Genomic DNA, 19,475 nt, shown 5'->3' on the forward strand with positions numbered 1-19,475 from the left:
CGTGTCCCAAAAGGGAACCCGGCGCCTTACGACGACGGGGCGTTCGCACCGCGCGGCAGGATCTGCGCACGGCGGTTCGACGGCTCGCGGACGTTCGGGCCGGTCTGCACCAGGAGCTGGCTCTCGCCCTTGCCCTCGGTGGTGATGGCGCCGGCGGCGATGCCCTTGGAGACCAGGGCCTGCTTCACCGCCTCGGCGCGGCGGATCGACAGACGCTGGTTGTAGGCCGGCGAACCCGAGGTGTCGGTGTGGCCGACGACATGGACGCGGGCGTTGGCGCCCTTGCCGATGGCGGCGGCGGCGTCGCCGATCACGCGGTCGGCGGCCGGGGTCACGTTGGCCTTATCCCAGTCGAAGAACACCAGGTATTCGGTCTGGGCGCGGGCGGCCGGGGCCGGGGCAACCGCCGGAGCGGCGGCCGGCGGGCACTTGAAGCTGCCCTGGTGGATGGCGTAGCCGCCATCAGCCGTGCGGACCGGGGTGTTGTTCCAGCCGATGACCGGGTTGCACCACTCGGCGGTGTCGGCGCTCTGGGCCTGAGCCCCGGCGGTCATGCCGAAAGCGACGATGGCGGCCGGCACGACGGCCATGGTTGCGCGGAAGAAGCTGTTCATTTCTCCACTCCCTTAGAGACACTCTCCCTACCGCTTGGCTCGCGGAGGACGAATCGCACAAACGATAGGACATATCGCGTGCATGAAACGTGACAAAACGCGAAACATGTGGGGTTTGTCTACGTTCAAACATACCCTCCGGAAGTCCTACACGTTTCGTGCCGGTGTCACTGTTGCCAGTATGCCACAGTGCTGCGACGCACTAAAGAGGTATTAGCCCTCTCTGTAGATTTGGGCAAGCCGCACGTAATTCCGGACGTTTACCGGGAAGAAAGAAAGGTCCTTTTCCGTTAGTGCACGCACGGGTCTTGCGGGACTTCCGGCCCAAAGTTGCCCCGAGGTCACACGCTTGCCGGGGGTCACCAGAGCCCCCGCGGCCACCATGGCCCCCGACTCGACATGGGCGCCGTCCATGACGCAGGCCTGCATGCCGATGAAGCAGCCGCTGTCCAGCGTGCAGGCGTGCAGCAGGGCCATATGGCCGATCGACACGTCGTCGCCGATGTAGGTCCCCTGCCCCGCCGAGGCGACATGGACGACCGTCCCGTCCTGGATGTTGGTGCGGGCGCCGATGCGGATCTCGTTCACGTCGCCGCGGATGGTGCAGCCGAACCAGACGCTGCTGTCCGGCCCGATCACCACGTCGCCGATGACCGAGGCCGTGGGCGCCACGTAGACGCTCGGGTCGATCGTCGGAAGCATGCCCTGGAAGGGCAGGATCAGGCCGGACATGAAATGGTTCCTCCTTTCCGCTTACGGGAACAGCGGGGCCTGCTCCAGCCCCGTGGTCTCGCCCAGGCCGAACATGACGTTCATGTTCTGGATGGCCTGGCCCGAGGCGCCCTTCACCAGATTGTCGATGACCGACACGATGATGGCGCCGCGCGGGGTGCGGTCGGGGAAGACGCCGATCAGCGCCTGGTTGGAGGCGCGGACGTGGCGGGTGGCCGGGGCGATGCCCGCCGCCGTGACGTTCACGAAGGGCTCCGATTCGTAGCGCTTGGTCAGCGTCGCGCGCAGGTCGTCGGCGGTGACGCCATCGGCCATGCGGATGTAGATCGTCGCCATCATGCCGCGGTTCATCGGGACGAGGTGCGGCGTGAAGCTGACCGTCACCGGGCGCCCGGCGGCCAGCCGCAGCTCCTGCTCGATCTCCGGCATGTGGCGGTGGTAACCGACGCCGTAGGCGTTGAAGCCCTCCGACACCTCGGTGAAGAGGTTCTGCTGCTTGGCGTCGCGCCCGGCGCCCGACACGCCCGACTTGGCGTCGATCACGATCCAGCCCGGCTCGATCAGCTCGTCCATCAGCAGCGGCAGCAGCGGCAGCAGCGAGCAGGTGGGGTAGCAGCCGGGGTTGGCGACCACGCGCGCCTTGCGCACGCCCTGCCGGTTGAACTCGGTCAGGCCGTAGGCGACCTCCTTCTGAAGCTCCACGGCGCGGTGCTCATGCCCGTACCAGGTGGCGTATTCGGCGGGGTCGGTCAGGCGGAAGTCGGCGGACAGGTCCACCACCTTGATGTGGCGCGGCAGGCCGGCGATGACCTCCTGCGTGGTGCCGTGCGGCAGGGCGCAGAACACGGCGTCCAGCTTGTCCCAGGCGACCTCCTCGATCTTCACGAGGCCGGGCAGGTTGAACTGGCCCAGATGCGGGAACACCTCCGCCATGGGCTTTCCCGCCTGTCGCTCCGCCGTCAGCGCGCAGATCTCCACGCCGGGATGGCGCAGAAGCATGCGCACCAGCTCGGCGCCGGTGTAACCGGAGGCACCGAGGATGCCGACGCGGATCGGGGAAGTGCTGTTGGCCATGGACGCTGTTCCTTTTGACGCACGGGATTGGGCACGGAACGCCGAAGACGTTCGAAACAGAACTGAAACAAGAAAGGGGCGCCCCGTCGGGACGCCCCTCGCTTGTACAGTATAAACGCGGGTCCGCGGTAGGCTTTAGCGCTTCGAGAACTGGAAGCTGCGGCGGGCCTTGGCCTTGCCGTACTTCTTACGCTCGACGACGCGGGCGTCGCGGGTCAGGAAGCCGGCGGCCTTCAGCGGCGGACGGAGCGCCGGCTCGAAGTAGGTCAGGGCCTTGGAGATGCCGTGACGGACCGCACCGGCTTGGCCGGACAGACCGCCGCCGGTCACCGTGACCATCACGTCGAACTGGTCGGCGCGGTCGGTGATGCCGAACGGCTGGGCGATCATCATGCGCAGCACGGGACGGGCGAAGTAGACTTCCTGGTCGCGGCCGTTGATGACGATCTTGCCGGAGCCCGGCTTGATCCACACGCGGGCGACGGCGTCCTTGCGCTTGCCGGTGGCGTAGGCGCGGCCCTGGGCGTCCAGCTTCGGAGCGATGTCCTCGGCGGAAGCGGCGGCCGGGGCGGCGGCGATGTCCTTCAGGCCGGAAAGGGTGGTGGTAACCTGAGCCATTGGATTACGCGCTCCGCTTATTCTTCGGGTTCATGGCCGCAACGTCGATCGCGACCGGCTGCTGCGCCTCGTGCGGGTGGGCAGCGCCCTTGTAGACCTTCAGGTGGGTCATCACCTTGCGGCCGAGCGGACCGCGCGGAACCATGCGCTCCACGGCCTTCTCGATCACGCGCTCCGGGTACTTGCCGTCCAGGATCTGGCCCTTGGAACGGCCCTTGATGCCGCCCGGGTAACCGGTGTGCCAGTAGAAGATGTCGTCCTGGCGCTTGTTGCCGGTCAGCTTCACCTTCTCCGCGTTGATCACGACGACATGGTCGCCGCAATCCATGTGCGGGGTGTAGGTCGGCTTGTTCTTGCCGCGCAGGATGTTCGCCAGGATGCTGGCAAGCCGGCCGAGAACGAGGCCGTCGGCATCGACGACGTACCACTTCTTCTCGATGTCGGTCGGCTTCAGATTGAAGGTCTTCATCGCCACACTCGTTGACTAAACGTGGATCGGCGGGCCACCGAAACTGGACGTTCAATCCCCGGGGCGCCGAAGCGGCCGGTTTTGTACGTATTGCACGGGCCGCTGTCAACGGAAAAATATCCGTTTGAAATCAGCGCTTTACCGGGGCGGTATCATTTTACCGCGACAGCAAAGCCATTGATATCATTGACGTTTTTATTCCGCATCCGGGGAATGGTATCCGGATACCGCGAGCGTCACCGGCTCGTGCGGCGGAATCGAGTAGGTGCCGGTGGCGTGGGCCACGGGTTCCGGATCGCCCTCGGAGAACAGCAGGACCTCGCCATAGGCCAGCCGCTTGCCCATCTTCAGGATGCGGCAGTCGGCGGTGATGGCGACCGGCGCCGGGCGGCGCAGGAAGTTGATGGTCATGCTGGTGGTCACCGCCAGTTCCACCCGCCCGATCAGGCTGAGCACCGCGGCGTAGAGCGCCACGTCGGCCAGCCCGAACATGGCCGGGCCGGTCACCGTTCCGCCGGGCCGGACGAAGCTGTCGTTGTAGGGCAGCTTCATGCGCACGGTGCCGGCGCCGAGCTGTTCGATGGTGATTCCGTAATTGCCGACCAGCGGCACGCCCTCGCGGATCAGGGCCTCCAGTTCATCGACGGACACGGCTGGCGCGCTCATTCCCTCACCCATGGCTTTTCTTGTGGAGCGCCATCATGGCGGACATCGCCCGCCCCGCCAAGCGCGTCGGACCGTCTCGATTTCACACAATCCATAAACACGCACCCCTCATAAATCTACAAATTCTATCAACAAAAAGGTTGAGTTGCCCTTCGCGACGGCGTTAGATGGCCGGACCACACGCCCGGTTCCGTGGCGGGGGCGGTCGGGGTACTGTTCCCGCCAACGATCAAGACATCCGGGAGGATTGGACAGCGATGAACGACACCCCGCCCACCACCGGCGACCGCGCGCCGCTGGTTCTCCGCCAGGACCGCGACGGGGTCGCGACCCTGACACTGAACCGCCCGCAGGCGCGCAACGCCCTGTCCGTCGGGCTGATGAGCGCTCTTCAGGCGGAGTTGGACGCCATCCACCAGGACCCGTCGGTCCGCGTCGTGATTCTGGCCGGGGCCGGTCCGGCCTTCTGCGCCGGGCACGACCTGAAGGAGATGCGCGCCGACCCCCGACGCGAGGCGTACGAGGCGCTGTTCGTCCAGTGCTCCAAACTGATGCTGACGGTCAGCCGGATCCGCCAGCCGGTGATCGCCAAGGTCCATGGGATCGCCACGGCGGCGGGCTGCCAACTCGTCGCCACCTGCGACCTCGCCTATTGCGCCGACGATTCGCGCTTCGCCACGCCGGGCGTGAACATCGGCCTGTTCTGCTCCACCCCCATGGTGGCCCTGAGCCGCGCCGTGGGGCGCAAGGCGGCCATGGAGATGCTGCTGCTGGGCGACCTGATCGGTGCCGGGGAGGCCGAGCGCATCGGCCTCGTCAACCGCGCGGTGCCGGCGGACCGGCTCGACGCCACCGTGGAGGAGGCCGCCGGCAAGATCGCCGCGAAGTCGCCGCTGACGCTGGCCATCGGCAAGGAAGCCTTCCACCGCCAGATCGATCTGGACGTGGAGGAGGCTTACGCCTACGCCGCCCGCGTGATGACCGAGAACATGCTGGCCCGCGACGCCGCGGAGGGCATCGACGCCTTCCTGCAGAAGCGTACGCCGGTGTGGTGCGGCCAATGAGCGGCGCCGGCACGCACGACGACTACAGCGACGGCTTCATCCGCGGCGTTCTGGACCGGGTGAGGACCATCGCCCTGGTCGGCGCGTCGAACGACCCGGTGAAGGCCAGCTTCATCGTGCTGAAATACCTGCGCGACAAGGGCTACCGCGTCATCCCCGTGAACCCGAAGCTGGCCGGGCAGACCATCCTGGGCGAGCCGGTGTATGCCAGCCTGGGCGACCTGCCGGAGCCGCCGGACATGGTGGACGTCTTCCGCAACGCCACCGCCGCCGCGGGCGTGACGGAGGAGGCCATCGCCGTCGGCGCCAAGGTGGTGTGGATGCAGTTGGGCGTCCGCAACGACGCGGCGGCGGCGCGGGCCGAGGCGGCGGGGCTGACCGTGGTCATGAACCGCTGCCCGAAGATCGAGCTTCAGCGCCTGCTCCACGAGATCGGGCGCATCGGCGTCAACTCCAACATCCTGACGTCCAAGAAGGCCGCACCGGCCAAAACCTTCAAGAAACTGATGTAGGAAACAGAGGAAGCCATCATGAGCGAGCAGAAGTCCTTCGGTTTCGAGACCCGCGCCATCCACGCGGGCGCCGCCCCCGATCCCGCCACCGGCGCGCGCCAGACGCCGATCTACCAGACGACCAGCTTCGTCTTCGACGACGTGGACGACGCGGCCTCGCTGTTCAACCTCCAGAAGGTCGGCTTCATCTACTCCCGCCTGACCAACCCCACCGTCGCGGTGTTGGAGGAGCGGCTCGCCAACCTGGAAGGCGGCGCCGGGGCCACGGCCACCTCCTCCGGCCACGCGGCGCAGCTCCTCGCCCTGTTCCCGCTGCTGTCGCCGGGCGACGAGATCGTCGCCTCGCGCAAGCTCTACGGCGGCACGCTGAACCAGTTCGGCATCAGCTTCCCGCGCGCCTTCGGCTGGAAGTCCGTCTTCGTGGACACCGACCAGCCGGAGAACGTCCGCGCCGCCATCACCGAGAAGACCAAGGCCATCTTCGTGGAGAGCCTCGCCAACCCCGGCGGCGTGGTCACCGACCTGGAGGCCATCGCCAAGATCGCCGACGAGGCCGGCATCCCGCTGATCGTGGACAACACGCTGGCGACCCCGTACCTGATCAACCCGATCCAGTGGGGCGCCACGCTGGTCGTGCACTCCACCACGAAGTTCCTGTCGGGCAACGGCACCTCGGTCGGCGGCGTGGTCATCGACAGCGGCACCTTCGACTGGGGCAAGGACGGCAAGTTCCCCGCCCTGTCGGAGCCGGACGCCGGCTATCACGGGCTGAAGTTCCAGGAAACCTTCGGTCATCTCGCCTTCACCATCCACGGCCACGCCGTCGGCCTGCGCGACCTGGGGCCGAGCCAGGCGCCGCTGAACGCCTTCCTGACGTTGAACGGCATCGAGACGCTGCCGCTGCGCATGCAGCGCCACAGCGACAGCGCCCTGAAGGTCGCGCAGTTCCTGGAGAGCCACCCGGCGGTGAGCTGGGTCAGCTACGCCGGGCTGGAGTCGTCCAAGTACAACGGACTTGCCAGGAAATACCTGCCCAAGGGCGCCGGCGCCGTGCTGACCTTCGGCGTGAAGGGCGGCTTCGACGCGGGCGTGAAGGTGGTGGAGAAGGTCCAGCTCCTCAGCCACCTTGCCAACATCGGCGACAGCCGGTCGCTGATTATCCACCCCTCCTCGACCACGCACCGCCAGCTTTCGCCGGAAGCCCAGGCGCAGGCCGGCGCCGGCCCGGACGTCGTCCGCCTGTCCATCGGTCTGGAGAGCGTGGAGGACATCATCGCCGACCTCGATCAGGCGCTGACTGCCGCCTAATTCAGGGCCGCCTGATTCAGGGCCGCCTGATTCAGGGCCGCCTGATGTGCACGCATCGCCCCCGCCCGCCACGGTTCATGCCCGGCGGGCGGGGGCGATACCCCACAAGGCGTAGCGGCGGCGATGACGGCTGAACGGCGGCCGTTCCGTTGACCTTTCCCCTCCCTCCCCCGGACCCTGGCGTGAACAGGGGGAGCGGGGCATGGGCGGAAAGCTCAAGGCGGGAGTCGCGGCGGCAGCGCTGCTTGGGCTGGGCGGCTGCGCGGGCATGCCCATCGGGATGACCGCCGCGTCCTTCGCCCTGGACGGCCTTCTCTATGTCGGGACCAGCAAGAGCAGCACCGACCACATGCTGTCGGCGGTGCTCCAGCAGGACTGCGCGACCTTCCGCATCCTGACCGAAGGGTCCTTCTGCAAACCGGTGATCGTTCCGGTGATCCGGACCGCCGAGACCGCACCGGCCCCCGTGCCGGAGCCGCCACCGCCGGCAACACCGGCGCCACCCGCGCCATTGCCGCTTCCCGTGACCGCGGAGGTGGAGATCGCCGCCATACCGCCGGTTCCGCAACCCGCCGGGCGGCGCTTCCTCGTGGTGGCGGGCAGCTTCGCGAAGCGCGGGCAGGCCGAGGCCCGGCGCGACCGCCTGGGCCATCCGGAAGCCGACATCGTGACGGCGGACGTGCGGGGCCGCCGCATCCACCGCGTCGTCCTGCCGCCGGAGGACCGCTCCGGCGCCCTGCGCCGCTTGGCGGAGATCCGCGCCGCCGGGGTGGGCGATGCGTGGCTTCTGCCGTGGAACGGGCGGGCGACGGTTGTGGCCGACCTGCCCGACGAGGCTTTTTACGCCGGGCTTCCGGACCGGATGTGACGCCTCACTCCGCCGCCGGCACCGGGGCGGCGGCGGGCTTGGCCGGAACGTCGCGGTCGCGCGGCAGCAGCAGCGCCGCCGCGAAAGCGACCAGAGCCAGAACCGACAGCGTGACGTAGAGCATCACGAACTCGTTCGTCCGCTCATAGACCAGGGCGACGAGCTGAACGGCCAGCGGACCGGCACCGAAGGACAGGATGAACTTGGCGCCGTAGGCCAGCCCGCGGTGCTTTTCCGGCGTGTAGCGGGCGAGCAGCAGGTTCTCCGCCGGGATCTGCACCTGGGAAGCGACCACCACCAGCGCCGCCGCGCCGACCAGCGGCAGGTCGGCCAGCACCGCCACCGCCGCCATCATCGGCACCTGGACCAGCAGGCACAGCGTGTAGATGCGCTTCAGCGGGTACTTGTCCGCCAGATGCCCGCCGATGAGCTGCGGCAGGGCGGCGAACAGATAGACCGCCGTCACCACGCCGCCCACCCCCAGCGTGCTGCCGCCGAGAAGGTCACCCAGCCGCGCCTCGAACAGCTTGGGCAGCACCACCTGCATGGCGTTGAACATCAGCCCGGCGCAGACCATCGTCACCGACAGCACGACGAAGGCACGGATGACCTCGCCGCGCGACGCCTTCGGGATCGGCTTCACGTCGCCCTTGCGGTCCTCCACCTTGCCCAGCGCGATCAGCAGGGCCAGCACGACGCCCAGCCCCAGGCAGATCGCCCCCGGAATCAGGAAGGCGGAGCGCCAGCCCATCCACTCCGTCAGGCCGCCGGCCACCACCGCCGCCGAGGCGATGCCGATGGTCCCGAAGATGCCCTGGTAGCCCAGCGCCTTGCCGCGGTTGGTGGCGTTCTTGACCATCCAGGCCATGCCCACCGGGTGGTAGATGGACGAGCCAAGCCCAAGCACCGCCAGCGCCCACAACAGCGCCTCCGGACCGTCGGCCAAGCCACAGGCGATGGTTCCCGCACCGGTCAGCAGGAAGAAGACCGCCATCATCCGGCATTCGCTCCAGCGGTCGCCCAGCCAGCCGGCCAGCGGCGCGCCGACGCCGATCATCAGCGCCCCGAGGGTCCACAGCCGGATCAGCTCGTCGTAGGGCAGGTTCCATTCCCGCTCCAGCGCCAGCACGACCGTCAGGAACAGGGCGGAGACGATGTGCATCAGCGCGTGGCCGACCCACGAGAAGCCGATCGACAGACGCGCCGATGTATCGGTCATGGAACCTCTCCGCACCCGGATGATTTGCGATTGAAAATGTCCGAGGTGAAACTGGCACGCGGGTCCGGACCGGTCCAATGCAGCACGGGCATGGCGGGCATGCGGGCGCGGCCAGACGGTGAAGCGGTCTGGCGGTGAAGCGGTCAGGCGGTGAAGCGGTCAGGCGGTGAAGCGGTCAGGCGGTCTCGTCGCGCAGCCAGTCCAGATAGGCCGGGTTGCCCCGCCCCACCTTCAGCTCGACCACGCAGGGCACCTCGTAGCTGTGCAGCTCCCGCACCCGCGCGGCCAGCCGGTCGAACAGCTCCGCCCGCGTCTTGGCGATCACGACCGTCTCGGTGGCCTCCTCCATGGCGCCCTGCCAGCGGTAGATGGAGGTCATGCCGTCCAGAAGGTTGGCGCAGGCGGCCAGCCGTTCCCCGACCAGCGCGCGGCCGATGCGCAGCGCCTCGTCCCGCGACCCGGCGGTGATGTAGGCGAAGACGAATTCCATGGCCGAACCCTTTCGATGTAGGATGCCCGAACATTGCCACAGGCCGCAGGGCCGCAACATTCCCGCCATAACATCTCCGAGGCGCCCATGGCCGCACCCCGCCGCACCACGTCCCGACGCCGGCCCACCGAGGCCCAGGCGGCGTGGCTGCGTCACGGCCTGGACCAGCCCGGCGGCAAGCTGCCCCTGTTCGACGGCGACGGCCAGCGCGTGAAGCGGCAGACCATCGAAAGCTGCCTGAAATCCGGCTGGGCGGAGCGCTGGTTCGACAACCCGCTGAAGCCCGACTGGCTGGTCTGCCGCCTGACCGACACGGGGCGCGCCGCGCTTGCCGCCAGGGAACTTGCGCAGGCCGGGTGAGGGTTTCGGAGGCTTTCCGTTGCCCCCTCAGGCAGGCACAGCCTTCAACTGCTGGTCCACCGCCGCCGCCAGTTCCCGCGGGGTGACCGGTTTGTGAATCACCGTCAGCCCGTGGGCGGTGGCGTCGAGCAGGCAGTCCGGCCCGGTCTCCCCGGTCAGGATCACGCCGGGCACACCGGTCCCGTACCGCTCGCGCACGCGCAGGATCACCTCGGTTCCGATCCGCCCCTCGCGCAGGCGGTAATCGGCGATCACGATGTCGGGGACGCGGGTCTGGGCGGACAGCCGTTCCATCGCCTGATCGGCGCTCCCCGCCGCCAGCACGGCATAGCCCCATTCCGTCAGGATCATCTGAAGCCCCATCAGCACGATGGCGTCGTCGTCCACCAGAACGGCGAAACGGCCCTGCCCCTGCCCCGGCGCCCCGGCCCCGGTCCCGGCGGGAGCCACCACCGCCGTCTCGCCCATCGGGACGACCACCCGGAAGGCCGAGCCCCGCCCCACCGCCGACCGCACCTCCACCGGATGGTCGAGCAGCCGCGACAGGCGCCGCACGATGGCAAGGCCGAGGCCGAGCCCCTGGTTGCGGTCGCGCTCCGGGTTGCCGACCTGATGGAACTCCTCGAAGATGCGCTCCAGATGGTCGTCCGGAATGCCGACCCCGGTGTCCTGGACGACGATCGACAGGAACCGCCCGTCCGTCCGGCACTGCACCCGCACCAGCCCGCTTTCGGTGTAGCGGATGGCGTTCTCCACCAGATTGCGCAGCAGCCGGCCAAGCAGCGTGCGGTCGCTGCGCACCCGCCCGGCGCGGACCTCCACCTGCCAGCCGATGCCCTTGCCGGCGGCGACCGGGGCGTAGGCGGCGCGGATCGGGTCCAGCACCTCCGCCACGTCGAAATCCTCCAGGACCGGCGTCACCACCCCGGCGTCCAGGCGCGACACGTCCAGCAGACTGTCCAGAAGCCCCTTCAGCGCATCCAGCCCCTGCTCCAGATGGCTCAGGATCTTGGCCCCCGCGTCGTCGCCGACATGGGCCGACAGGGCGGCGGCGAAGAAGAACAGCGATTGGAGCGGCTGGCGCAGGTCGTGGCTGGCCGCGGCCAGGAATTTCGACTTGGCGAGGTTGGCGCGCTCCGCATCGTCGCGGGCGGAGCGCAACTCGGCCTCCATCGCCTTGCGTTCGGTGATGTCCTCGGCAACGGTGATGCGGTAGGCCGGCTCCGCCCCGGTGATCCGGGCGAGCGAGGAGGTCACCCGCACCCACACCGTTCCACCGTCCTTGCGGCGGTAGCGCTTCTCCATGGCGTAGCTGGACAGATCGCCGGCCAGCAGACAGTCGATCAGCTCCTCCTCCGCCGGCAGGTCCGCCGGTTCGGTGATGTCGCGGTAGGTCAGCTCCAGCAGCTCGTCCCGCGGATAACCGACGATGTCGGAGAGCTTGGCGTTGACGTCCAGTATCCGCCCGTCCAGCGCCACCCGCTCGATGCCCACCGCGGCCAGTTCGAAGATGGAGCGGAACCGCTCCTCGCTCTGGCGGCGCGCCGCTTCGGCCCGGCGCAGGTCGGTTATCTCCATGACGACGGCGCCGACCGCGACGACCTCCGCCCCCTCGTGCACGGGGAACAGGGCGTTCAGCCAATGGCGCGTCACGCCGAATTCCCTGGGCGTCTCACCCACCACCTCGCGGTAGGGGATCGGCTCGCCGGTTTCGAACACCTGGTCGATCATCGGCTCGACGCTGGCCCCGACCGCGGGGAGAAGGTCCCCCAGCTTGCGGCCCATATGCTCCTCGGCCAGCATGCCGTTGCCGTCGGCCAACCGCTCGTTGATGCGGATGTAGCGGCGCTGGCGGTCGAAGAAGGCGAAGCCGACCGGCGCGTTCTGCAGAAGGCTGTTCAGTTGGGCGAGCAGAGCGCTCTTCTCCCGGTTGGCGGAGGTCAGCGCCGCCTCCCCCCACTTGCGGGCGGTGATGTCCTGGAAGAAGACCGCCAGCCCGTCCGGCGACGGGAAGGCCCGCACCGCGTACCAGGATTCGAAGGGCGGGTAATACTCCTCGAACTCGACCGGCGTCTGGTCGCGCAGGGCGCGGCGGTAATGCTCCCCGAACCCGCTGCCGGCGGCTTCCGGATAGACATCCCACAGCCCCTGGCCGGTCAGGTCGCGCCCCCCGGCGACCAGCGTCCGGGCGCGCTCGTTCATGAAGGTGATGCGCCAGTCGCGGTCGATCTCGAACACGCCGTCGGTGGTGCTGCCCAGCACGGCGGCCATCTTGTGGGCCAGCGCGTTGGCCTGTTCCCGGATCTGCTGCTGGCGGGCCAGTTCCCCGGCCATGCTGTCGAAGGCGCGGGCCAGCGTGCCCAGTTCGGAGGACTGGTCCGCCACGCCGCTGCGCGCCGTCAGGTCGCCGCCCTTCCAGCGCTCCGCCGTCTCCACCAGCGCCGCCACGGGCCGCCGCAGGAACCGGTTGGCGCCCCACCAGACGGTGAGCAGCGTCAGGGCCAGCACCGTGACGATGCCCGTCATCGCCTGCACCATCGCCCCGCGGATCGGTCCCAGCACCTCGCGCTTGTCCAGGCAGACCAGCACCCCGATGCCATCCGCCGCCGGCCCGGCCGGCCGATAGGCGACGATGCGGGGCTGCCCGTCCAGCCCGGCCATCTCGGTCACGCCGGGCGTGTCGCGGGACAGAAGCCCGAGAAAGGACAGGGGAACCGCGCCGCCCACCTGATCCGTCAGGGGGGGCACCTGGGCGATCACCCGGTTGCCGCGATCCACCAGCATGATCCGCGCGTTGTCGGACAGCGGCCGTTTGGACAGGAAATCGGCGATCCAGGAAATGTCGGTCATCGCCGTCACCACGCCTGCGGCCCTGCCCTCCCCGTCCCGGAAAGCCTGGGCGACGGGCAAGGCCGGGCGTCCGTCCGTGCGCCGGACGACATGCTCCCCCAGCGTCATCCGCCCGCTGTCCAGCGCGTCGCGGAAATAGCCGCGGTCGGCGATGGACATGCCGATGGCCGCGCGGTTGGTGGCGCAGCGCACCACGCCGTCGAGCCCGGTGACCGAGACGCCGAGATAGCCGGGGTAGGAGGTGCGCAGATCGTCCATCAGAGCCTGGCAGGCCGGAGAGTCCGGAGCGCGCACCGGGTCCGCCCGCACCAGCGTGCTCAGCACCTGCCGCAGCCCGTCGACCATGCGGTGCTGCTCCGCCTCGAACAGGGCGGCGAGGTGCAGGGCGTCCCGGCCCACCTCCGCCTCCCGGGCGGCGCGCAGCGCCAGCTCGTTCTTCACTTCGATGACCGCCGCCGGGACCATCGCCAGGAAGACCAGCAGCAACAGGCGGTGAAGAAGACTCATGCAGGACGGCTTTCGAAGGATGGGGCCGGGTGACGGTGCGGAGAGGCCGGGCGCCCCGGTCAGCGGTTGCGGGTCGCCTTCCACAGGCCGGACCGTTCGGCCCCGGCGGCGATGCGGCGGTCGGCGATCTCCGTTTCGTCCACCTCGGCGATCCCGGCGTGCTTCAGGGCGCGCAGAAGGACGCTGCGGACGGTCGTGCCCTCCTCCTCGGCGCGGCGGCGGACGGCGCGCTTGACGCTCTGCGGCACCATGGCGGCAAGCTGCACGTCAGGCTCGCGCCGGGCAGACTCGCCCCGGGCAGACTCACGCCGGCCAGACTCACAGCGTGCGGGCTCGCGCCGTACGGGCTGGGCCGCGGTGGCGCCGGACGGAACGGTGTTGGCGGGTCGGAAGGGGTCGTCGCGCATCGGTCCTGCCGTACATGGTTCGAACGTCCGAAACCTTCCATGTTATGGTTAATTTCGTGTTAACCATGAAACCGCCAGCGGAGTCCGGTGGATCATGATACACCGGAATTGTGGTTGACCTGTACAATCCCGCACCGAACAGTGGCCGACCGGGCCTTCCGGACCCCCAGCGCCGGATCATCGCCCCCCTCGTACGGCCAGAGCAGAGGAGCGACGACGTTGTCAGCACGCCCTTCGAAACGCCGCATCGCCATCATCGGGGCCGGCTTCACCGGCAGCGTCCTCGCCGCGCATCTGCTGCGCCACGTCGACGAGCCGACCAGCCTGCACCTGATCGAACGCACGCCGAGCGTGGGCGCCGGGCTTGCCTATTCCACGCCCAACGCCGCGCATCTGCTGAACGTGCGCGCCTACAACATGAGCGCCTACCCCGACGACCCGCGGCACTTCCTCCGCTGGCTGTGGGCGCAGGACGACGGGGCGGGCGCGGTGCCGCCCAGCGGCCACGCCTTCGTGTCCCGGGCACGCTACGGCGCCTACATCCAGGACGTGCTGCGGGAGGCGGTGGCCGCCGCCCCGCGCCACGTCTCGCTCACCGTGTCGCAGGCGGAGGCGGTGGACCTCGCGTCGGACGCGCGGGGCACCCGGCTGCGGCTGGGCAACGGGACCAGCCTGTCGGTGGACACGGCGGTGCTGTGCGTCGGCAACTTCGCCCCCTCGCCGCCGCCGGTCCCGGCGCCGGAGGTGTACGCCTCCAGCCGCTACGTGGCCTCGCCCTGGGACTGGCCGGCGCTGGCCACCATCGCCCCGGATGCGCCGGTGCTGATCCTCGGGACGGGCCTCACCATGGTGGACACCGTCCTGTCGCTGGAGAACCAAGGGCACCGCGGCCCCGTCCTCGCCCTGTCGCGCCGCGGCCTGCTGCCGCAGACGCACGAGGAGACACGGCCCTTCAAGAGCTTCGTCCATCCGCAGGTGATGCCGCGCACCGTCCTGGACGTGATGATCGCCCTGAAGGCCGACCTGCGCCGCGCGCGGGAGACCGGATTCGACTGGAGGTCGGCCTTCGACGCGCTGCGCCCCTACCACCACCTGATCTGGAGCCATCTGCCGCCGGAGGAGCGGCGGCGCTTCCTGCGCCACGTCCGCCCCTATTGGGAGGTCCACCGCCACCGCATGGCGCCGGAGGTGGCCGCCCGCATCGCCGCGCTCCGCGCGAACGGACGGCTGGCCATCCGCGCCGGGCGCCTGCAGTCGCTGCGGCTGCGCCCGGACGGGGTGGAGGCGGCCGTCCGTGCCCGCGGGGCGGAGGGGACCGTGTGGACCCGGACGGTGGGGGCCATCGTCAACGCCACCGGCACCGAATGCGATTTCAGCCGGATCGGCCATCCGCTGGTCAAGGCGTTGCTGACGCGCGGTCTGGCCCGCCCCGACCCGCTGCGGCTGGGGCTGGACGTCACGCTGGACGGCGCCCTGATCGGCGAGGACGGGCAGGCGTCGGACCGGCTGTTCGCGCTCGGTCCGGTCAGCCGCCCGCCCTTCTGGGAAATGACCGCGGTGCCCGAGCTGCGCAGCCAGTGCGCCAAGGCCGCCCAGCACATCGCCCGGCTCCGGCGGCCACCCTACGCCCTGGACGCTCTGGCGGAACCGGCCTTGGTGCACGCGCGGGCGGTTCCCTGACCGGATCGCCGCCCCTGCTCTCTCACCACGGGGTCCCGTCGCGGTGGCTGTAGCGGTCCGCCGTGCCGTCGTAGCGCAGGTCGTCGTCGGGGTAATCGACCTCGTCGCCGGCGGTGCGGTCGCCGACCTCCAGATAGGCCGCCGGCTCGCCGGAACGGTTGACGAGCTGGTGCCCGTCCGGCTTTCCGGCGGGGAAGCCAGCGCACATGCCGGGGCGCAGCAGGGTCTCGCCGGCGTCGGTGACCAGCGTCAGCTCGCCCTCCAGCACATAGACGAACTCGTCCTGGCGGGTGTGCCAGTGCCGCAGGGCCGAGGCCGCGCCGGGCTCCAGCCGGGTCAGGTTCACGCCGAAGTTGGTGATGCCCAGCGGGTTGCCCAGCCGCTTGCGCAGGCGCCCGGCGACCGCCGCGCGGAACGGTTCCGGGTAGCCGGTGACACCGGGCCGGGCCTCCACGGCGGCGGGGTCGAGAACCGGGGTTTCGGGCAAGGCCACGGGTTTGACGGTTGGCTTGTCGGACAAAGGTGGGTCTCCCTTCACCGGGGTTCGATACCGATCTCATGGATTGGTCCGGAGCCGTCACTCTAGGCTATCGGGCACGGATGGGCCATCCGGCCTGTTGAATCCGCCGGCTGGGGACCATCATCGGGGCATGGACCATCGGAAGGGGGGAAAATGCGCATGGAGACGACGCTCTACGTTCCACCGCTCGGCCTTGCGGGTCAGTTCGGCGCGCCCGCCGGATACGAGGCGGTGGTGGTCTTCGCACACGGCACCTCCAGCGGGCGGAAAAGCCCGCGCAACGTCCGCGTCGCCTCCCGCCTGCGCGCGGCGGGATTCGCCACACTGCTGATGGACCTGCTGACGGAGGAGGAAAAGGCCGACCCCGCCAACTTGTTCGACGTGCACCGCCAGTCCGAACGCCTGCTGCTGGCCGTCCGCCACCTGCGCGCCACCACCGACATCGAGCGCAGGCCCATCGGTTTCTTCGGCGCCGGGTCCGGGGCGGCGTCGGCGCTGATCGCCGCGGGGCGCGCCGCCGAGCATGACGGGATCGGCGCCGTGGTGTGCCGCGGCGGACGGCCCGATCTGGCGGAGGAATGGTTGAACGCCGTCGCCGCCCCCACCCTGCTGATGGTCGGCGGCAAGGATGCTCCGGCGCTGGACCTCAACGCCGACGCCTTTTCCCGGCTGCACTGCGTCAAGGCGCTGGAGGTCGTGCCGGGGGCGGGCCGCCTGTTCGAGGAGACGGGGAAGCTGGACCAGGTGGCGGATTCCGCGCGCTCCTGGTTCACCACCCATCTGCTCAAGGCTGCCAACGGCTGAGCGCGGGTCGACAGGGGAACCGATGCGGGCTAACTCTGGTTCACCTTCCCGCACCGCAGCATTCCGACCGGACCCTCCATGCCCCAGCTCGAAATCATCAGCCGGTCCCCCTCCGGACCGGCCAAGCCCGTGCCTCTGCTGTTCGTCCATGGCGCCTTCTGCGCCGCCTGGATCTGGGACGTGCATTTCCTGCCCTGGTTCGCCGAACGGGGGTGGGAGGCGCACGCCGTGTCGCTGCGCGGCCACGGCGCCAGCGAGGGGCGGGAGCGGCTGCACGGCTTCGGCATCGCCGACTATGTGGAAGACGTGCTGGCCGCTGCGGACGCCTGCTCGGCGCCGCCGGTTCTGGTCGGCCACTCCATGGGCGGCATGGTGGTGCAGCGGGCGCTGATCCGCCGCCGTCTGCCGGGGGCGGTGCTGATGGCCTCCGCGCCGCCCCACGGACTGTGGGAATCCACGGTTGGGCTGGCGTGGCGCGATCCCTACGTGTTCCAGCAGATGGGCATGCTGATGGCCTTCGGTTCCCGCGCCGTCGACCCGGAGGCGGTGCGCCGCGCCATGTTCTCCGACCGGGTGCCGCTGGAGGAGGCCCGGCGCTACGAGCCGCTGATGCAGGAGGAGTCGCAGCGCGCGGCCCTGGAGATCGGCGGCTGGATCCCCTTTCCGCCCCTGCCCGACCGGAGCATCCTGGTGGCCGTCACGGGGGCGGCGGAGGATTTGCTGGTCCCGGCCGATCAGGTGCGCGCCACCGCCCGCGCCTTCCGGACGGAGCCGGTCTTCTTTCCCGGCATGGGGCACAGCCTGATGCTGGAATCCGGCTGGGAAACGGTCGCCCGCCACATCGTGGACTGGGTGGAGGCGGCGGTGCCCGGGGCAACGGGCCGGGAGACGGGCGCACGCGCCGCCGCCGACTGATCGGCGCGGCGCGCGGCACGGTTCACTGGGTGCGCAGAGTGCGCAGGAAGCTTCCCACCTCGCCGTTCAGGGCCTCCGACTGCTGCGCCAGTTGCCGGGAGGCTTCCAGCACGGCGTAGGCCATCCGGCCGCACTGGTCGGCGGCGGCGGTGACGCCGGAGATGTCGCGGGCCACGTCGCGCGTCACCCCGGCGGCCTGCTGCACGTTGCGGCTGATCGCCTGGGTTGCCGCCCCCTGCTCCTCCACCGCCGACGCGATGGTGCTGGCGATGCCGTTCACCTGCTCGATCACGCGCGCCACGCCGCCGATCTCCTCCACCGCGCCGTCGGTGGCCGCCTGGATGGAGCCGATCTGCTGGGCGATCTCCTCCGTGGCCCTGGCGGTCTGGCTGGCCAGGCTCTTCACCTCCCCGGCGACCACGGCGAAGCCCTTGCCGGCCTCGCCGGCGCGGGCCGCCTCGATGGTGGCGTTCAGCGCCAGCAGGTTGGTCTGCGACGCGATGTCGTTGATGAGGTTGACCACGGTGCCGATGCGCCCGACCGCCTCCGCGAGCCCCGTCACCTTGCCGGTCGCCCGTTCCGACGCGGTGGCGGCGTCGCGCGCGATGCGGGAGGCGTCGGCGACGCGGCGGCTGATCTCGCCGACCGAGCCGGACAACCGCTCCGTCGCCGTGGCCACGGTCTGGACATTGGTGGAGGTCTGTTCCGTCGCCGCCGCCACGGAGTTCGCCAACCGGTCGGTCTGACCGGCGGCCCGCGTCATTTCCTGGGCCTCGCGTTCCATCGCCTCGGTTTCGACGCTGACGGACTTCATCACCTCGCCGACGCTCCGTTCGAACCGTTCCGCGAGGCCGGCCAGCGTGCGGCGCTTGTCATCCTCCGCGCGGCGGGCGGCGGCGGCCTGATCGGCCTCCAGGCGGAGCTTCTCCTCCGCGTTGCTGAGGAACACCGTCGCGGCGCTGGCCATGGCGCCGATCTCGTCGCGCCGGCCCGCCTCGGGGAAGGAAACCGAGAGGTCGCCGCCGGCCAGGGCGTGCATGCGGGTGCTGAGGCTGCGGATCGTCGCGCTGAGCCTCACCCCGACCAGGGCGATCAGGAGGACCGCCGGCAGCGCCAGCACCCCGGCCAGCGCCAGCACCGTCCACAGCGTGTTCAGGAAGGCGCTGCGGATGTCGCCGATGAAAACCCCCGTGCCGATGTAGATGTCCCAGGGCTTGAAGATCTTGACGTAGGACAGCTTGCGCGCGGTCTCCTCGCTGCCCTGCGTGACGTTCCAGAAATAGCTGTAGGTCCCCTGTCCATCGGCTTTGGCGATCCTCGCCATGTCCATCAGGATCGGTGCGCCGTTGGCGTCCTTCACGCCGGAAATGTCCTGTCCCATCAGCTTCGGGCTGGGATGGGCGAAGCCGAAGCCGTCCAGCGTGACCGCGAACAGGTATTCCTGCCCGCCGTAGCGCATCCCCAGAAGCGACCGCTTGAAGCGGGCCTGCGCCTCCTCCCGGGTGATCTGCCCGGCGGCGGCCTCCGCCTCATACGTGGCGGCCATGCTGTGGGCGGCCTCCACCATGAAGCGCAGGGACTGCACGCGGTCATCGTGCATGCGCTGGTAATTCAGCCACAGGCCGGCACCGACGATGGCCGCCGACGCGATGCTCGCCAGCGCCACCAACCCCCATAGTTTCGAGCGGATGGACAAATTATCGAACATGGCAACCTTTCCGACAGCGGCGCGACGATGTGGGATTGCGCGCCAGCCGTTCATCTGCCGGAATTCTATCGGGCCAATGGTAACCCATTC

Annotated in this window: 20 protein-coding genes; 8 read left to right on the forward strand and 12 right to left on the reverse strand. The window is 69.6% G+C overall.

Annotated features, from left to right (window positions below):
- Positions 1-26: 26 nt before the first annotated feature.
- The 6 genes from QSG27_RS01105 to QSG27_RS01130 form a co-directional block, all read right to left on the reverse strand.
- Positions 27-614: an OmpA family protein gene (locus QSG27_RS01105; RefSeq protein WP_306703284.1), complete on the reverse strand. Its 588-nt coding sequence runs from the start codon at positions 612-614 to the stop codon at positions 27-29.
- Between the two features lie 213 nt (positions 615-827).
- Complete coding sequence (locus tag QSG27_RS01110) at positions 828-1,346, reverse strand: gamma carbonic anhydrase family protein (RefSeq protein ID WP_306703285.1); 519 nt, start codon at positions 1,344-1,346, stop codon at positions 828-830.
- A 21-nt stretch (positions 1,347-1,367) separates the two neighbouring features.
- Entirely contained in the window at positions 1,368-2,420 is a 1,053-nt protein-coding gene (gene argC / locus QSG27_RS01115; protein ID WP_306703286.1) for an N-acetyl-gamma-glutamyl-phosphate reductase, read from the reverse strand.
- A gap of 135 nt (positions 2,421-2,555) precedes the next feature.
- Positions 2,556-3,038: a 30S ribosomal protein S9 gene (gene rpsI, locus QSG27_RS01120; protein WP_306703288.1), complete on the reverse strand. Its 483-nt coding sequence runs from the start codon at positions 3,036-3,038 to the stop codon at positions 2,556-2,558.
- 4 nt (positions 3,039-3,042) lie between these two features.
- Positions 3,043-3,507 (reverse strand): 50S ribosomal protein L13, encoded by a 465-nt coding sequence (rplM, locus tag QSG27_RS01125; RefSeq protein ID WP_209764565.1) that lies wholly within the window; start codon positions 3,505-3,507, stop codon positions 3,043-3,045.
- Positions 3,508-3,702: 195 nt separating this feature from the next.
- Positions 3,703-4,173, reverse strand: a complete 471-nt coding sequence (locus QSG27_RS01130) for a PaaI family thioesterase (RefSeq protein WP_306703290.1) — start codon at positions 4,171-4,173, stop codon at positions 3,703-3,705.
- Positions 4,174-4,430: 257 nt separating this feature from the next.
- Between QSG27_RS01130 and QSG27_RS01135 the strand changes: the two genes are divergently transcribed.
- The 4 genes from QSG27_RS01135 to QSG27_RS01150 all read left to right on the forward strand — a co-directional run bounded on the left by QSG27_RS01135 (position 4,431) and on the right by QSG27_RS01150 (position 7,925).
- Positions 4,431-5,237, forward strand: coding sequence for an enoyl-CoA hydratase (locus QSG27_RS01135; protein ID WP_306703291.1), 807 nt, complete (start codon positions 4,431-4,433; stop codon positions 5,235-5,237).
- Complete coding sequence (locus QSG27_RS01140) at positions 5,234-5,749, forward strand: CoA-binding protein (protein WP_306703292.1); 516 nt, start codon at positions 5,234-5,236, stop codon at positions 5,747-5,749. Before QSG27_RS01135 ends, QSG27_RS01140 begins: the two co-directional genes overlap by 4 nt.
- 18 nt (positions 5,750-5,767) lie before the next feature.
- Positions 5,768-7,057, forward strand: coding sequence for an O-acetylhomoserine aminocarboxypropyltransferase (locus QSG27_RS01145; RefSeq protein ID WP_306703293.1), 1,290 nt, complete (start codon positions 5,768-5,770; stop codon positions 7,055-7,057).
- A 202-nt stretch (positions 7,058-7,259) separates the two neighbouring features.
- On the forward strand, positions 7,260-7,925 hold the full coding sequence (locus QSG27_RS01150; protein WP_306703294.1) for an SPOR domain-containing protein: 666 nt from the start codon (positions 7,260-7,262) through the stop codon (positions 7,923-7,925).
- A 4-nt stretch (positions 7,926-7,929) separates the two neighbouring features.
- On the opposite strand, the gene QSG27_RS01155 is transcribed toward QSG27_RS01150, so the two are convergent.
- Both QSG27_RS01155 and cutA read right to left on the reverse strand, forming a co-directional pair.
- Positions 7,930-9,144: an MFS transporter gene (locus QSG27_RS01155; protein WP_306703295.1), complete on the reverse strand. Its 1,215-nt coding sequence runs from the start codon at positions 9,142-9,144 to the stop codon at positions 7,930-7,932.
- A gap of 175 nt (positions 9,145-9,319) precedes the next feature.
- Positions 9,320-9,634 carry a divalent-cation tolerance protein CutA gene (cutA, locus tag QSG27_RS01160; protein ID WP_306703296.1) on the reverse strand — a complete coding sequence of 105 codons (315 nt, stop codon included), beginning with the start codon at positions 9,632-9,634 and terminating at the stop codon, positions 9,320-9,322.
- An 87-nt stretch (positions 9,635-9,721) separates the two neighbouring features.
- Between cutA and QSG27_RS01165 the strand changes: the two genes are divergently transcribed.
- Positions 9,722-9,994 carry a hypothetical protein gene (locus QSG27_RS01165; RefSeq protein ID WP_306703297.1) on the forward strand — a complete coding sequence of 91 codons (273 nt, stop codon included), beginning with the start codon at positions 9,722-9,724 and terminating at the stop codon, positions 9,992-9,994.
- A 27-nt stretch (positions 9,995-10,021) separates the two neighbouring features.
- Here the strand turns inward: QSG27_RS01165 and QSG27_RS01170 are convergent, their stop codons facing one another.
- Together QSG27_RS01170 and QSG27_RS01175 are read right to left on the reverse strand one after the other, a co-directional pair.
- Positions 10,022-13,351: a PAS domain S-box protein gene (locus QSG27_RS01170; protein ID WP_306703299.1), complete on the reverse strand. Its 3,330-nt coding sequence runs from the start codon at positions 13,349-13,351 to the stop codon at positions 10,022-10,024.
- Positions 13,352-13,410: 59 nt separating this feature from the next.
- A complete protein-coding gene (locus QSG27_RS01175; RefSeq protein ID WP_306703300.1) occupies positions 13,411-13,617 on the reverse strand; it encodes a hypothetical protein in 207 nt (68 codons plus the stop codon).
- A 360-nt stretch (positions 13,618-13,977) separates the two neighbouring features.
- Between QSG27_RS01175 and QSG27_RS01180 the strand changes: the two genes are divergently transcribed.
- Positions 13,978-15,438 (forward strand): FAD/NAD(P)-binding protein, encoded by a 1,461-nt coding sequence (locus QSG27_RS01180; RefSeq protein WP_306703301.1) that lies wholly within the window; start codon positions 13,978-13,980, stop codon positions 15,436-15,438.
- Between the two features lie 22 nt (positions 15,439-15,460).
- On the opposite strand, the gene QSG27_RS01185 is transcribed toward QSG27_RS01180, so the two are convergent.
- Complete coding sequence (locus QSG27_RS01185) at positions 15,461-15,958, reverse strand: cupin domain-containing protein (RefSeq protein ID WP_306703302.1); 498 nt, start codon at positions 15,956-15,958, stop codon at positions 15,461-15,463.
- Positions 15,959-16,111: 153 nt separating this feature from the next.
- Between QSG27_RS01185 and QSG27_RS01190 the strand changes: the two genes are divergently transcribed.
- Together QSG27_RS01190 and QSG27_RS01195 are read left to right on the forward strand one after the other, a co-directional pair.
- Positions 16,112-16,762: a dienelactone hydrolase family protein gene (locus QSG27_RS01190; RefSeq protein ID WP_306703303.1), complete on the forward strand. Its 651-nt coding sequence runs from the start codon at positions 16,112-16,114 to the stop codon at positions 16,760-16,762.
- Between the two features lie 78 nt (positions 16,763-16,840).
- A complete protein-coding gene (locus tag QSG27_RS01195; protein WP_306703304.1) occupies positions 16,841-17,677 on the forward strand; it encodes an alpha/beta hydrolase in 837 nt (278 codons plus the stop codon).
- A 22-nt stretch (positions 17,678-17,699) separates the two neighbouring features.
- On the opposite strand, the gene QSG27_RS01200 is transcribed toward QSG27_RS01195, so the two are convergent.
- Positions 17,700-19,385: a methyl-accepting chemotaxis protein gene (locus QSG27_RS01200; RefSeq protein WP_306703305.1), complete on the reverse strand. Its 1,686-nt coding sequence runs from the start codon at positions 19,383-19,385 to the stop codon at positions 17,700-17,702.
- Between the last annotated feature and the right edge of the window lie 90 nt (positions 19,386-19,475).

This window comes from Azospirillum isscasi (assembly GCF_030849505.1).
Taxonomy (GTDB): Bacteria; Pseudomonadota; Alphaproteobacteria; order Azospirillales; family Azospirillaceae; genus Azospirillum; species Azospirillum isscasi.

Coding starts and splice junctions, on each gene's coding strand:
- QSG27_RS01105 (WP_306703284.1), bottom strand. CDS start 614: ATGAACAGCTTCTTCCGCGCAACCATGGCCGTCGTGCCGGCCGCCATC.
- QSG27_RS01110 (WP_306703285.1), bottom strand. CDS start 1,346: ATGTCCGGCCTGATCCTGCCCTTCCAGGGCATGCTTCCGACGATCGAC.
- argC (WP_306703286.1), bottom strand. CDS start 2,420: ATGGCCAACAGCACTTCCCCGATCCGCGTCGGCATCCTCGGTGCCTCC.
- rpsI (WP_306703288.1), bottom strand. CDS start 3,038: ATGGCTCAGGTTACCACCACCCTTTCCGGCCTGAAGGACATCGCCGCC.
- rplM (WP_209764565.1), bottom strand. CDS start 3,507: ATGAAGACCTTCAATCTGAAGCCGACCGACATCGAGAAGAAGTGGTAC.
- QSG27_RS01130 (WP_306703290.1), bottom strand. CDS start 4,173: ATGAGCGCGCCAGCCGTGTCCGTCGATGAACTGGAGGCCCTGATCCGC.
- QSG27_RS01135 (WP_306703291.1), top strand. CDS start 4,431: ATGAACGACACCCCGCCCACCACCGGCGACCGCGCGCCGCTGGTTCTC.
- QSG27_RS01140 (WP_306703292.1), top strand. CDS start 5,234: ATGAGCGGCGCCGGCACGCACGACGACTACAGCGACGGCTTCATCCGC.
- QSG27_RS01145 (WP_306703293.1), top strand. CDS start 5,768: ATGAGCGAGCAGAAGTCCTTCGGTTTCGAGACCCGCGCCATCCACGCG.
- QSG27_RS01150 (WP_306703294.1), top strand. CDS start 7,260: ATGGGCGGAAAGCTCAAGGCGGGAGTCGCGGCGGCAGCGCTGCTTGGG.
- QSG27_RS01155 (WP_306703295.1), bottom strand. CDS start 9,144: ATGACCGATACATCGGCGCGTCTGTCGATCGGCTTCTCGTGGGTCGGC.
- cutA (WP_306703296.1), bottom strand. CDS start 9,634: ATGGAATTCGTCTTCGCCTACATCACCGCCGGGTCGCGGGACGAGGCG.
- QSG27_RS01165 (WP_306703297.1), top strand. CDS start 9,722: ATGGCCGCACCCCGCCGCACCACGTCCCGACGCCGGCCCACCGAGGCC.
- QSG27_RS01170 (WP_306703299.1), bottom strand. CDS start 13,351: ATGAGTCTTCTTCACCGCCTGTTGCTGCTGGTCTTCCTGGCGATGGTC.
- QSG27_RS01190 (WP_306703303.1), top strand. CDS start 16,112: ATGCGCATGGAGACGACGCTCTACGTTCCACCGCTCGGCCTTGCGGGT.
- QSG27_RS01195 (WP_306703304.1), top strand. CDS start 16,841: ATGCCCCAGCTCGAAATCATCAGCCGGTCCCCCTCCGGACCGGCCAAG.
- QSG27_RS01200 (WP_306703305.1), bottom strand. CDS start 19,385: ATGTTCGATAATTTGTCCATCCGCTCGAAACTATGGGGGTTGGTGGCG.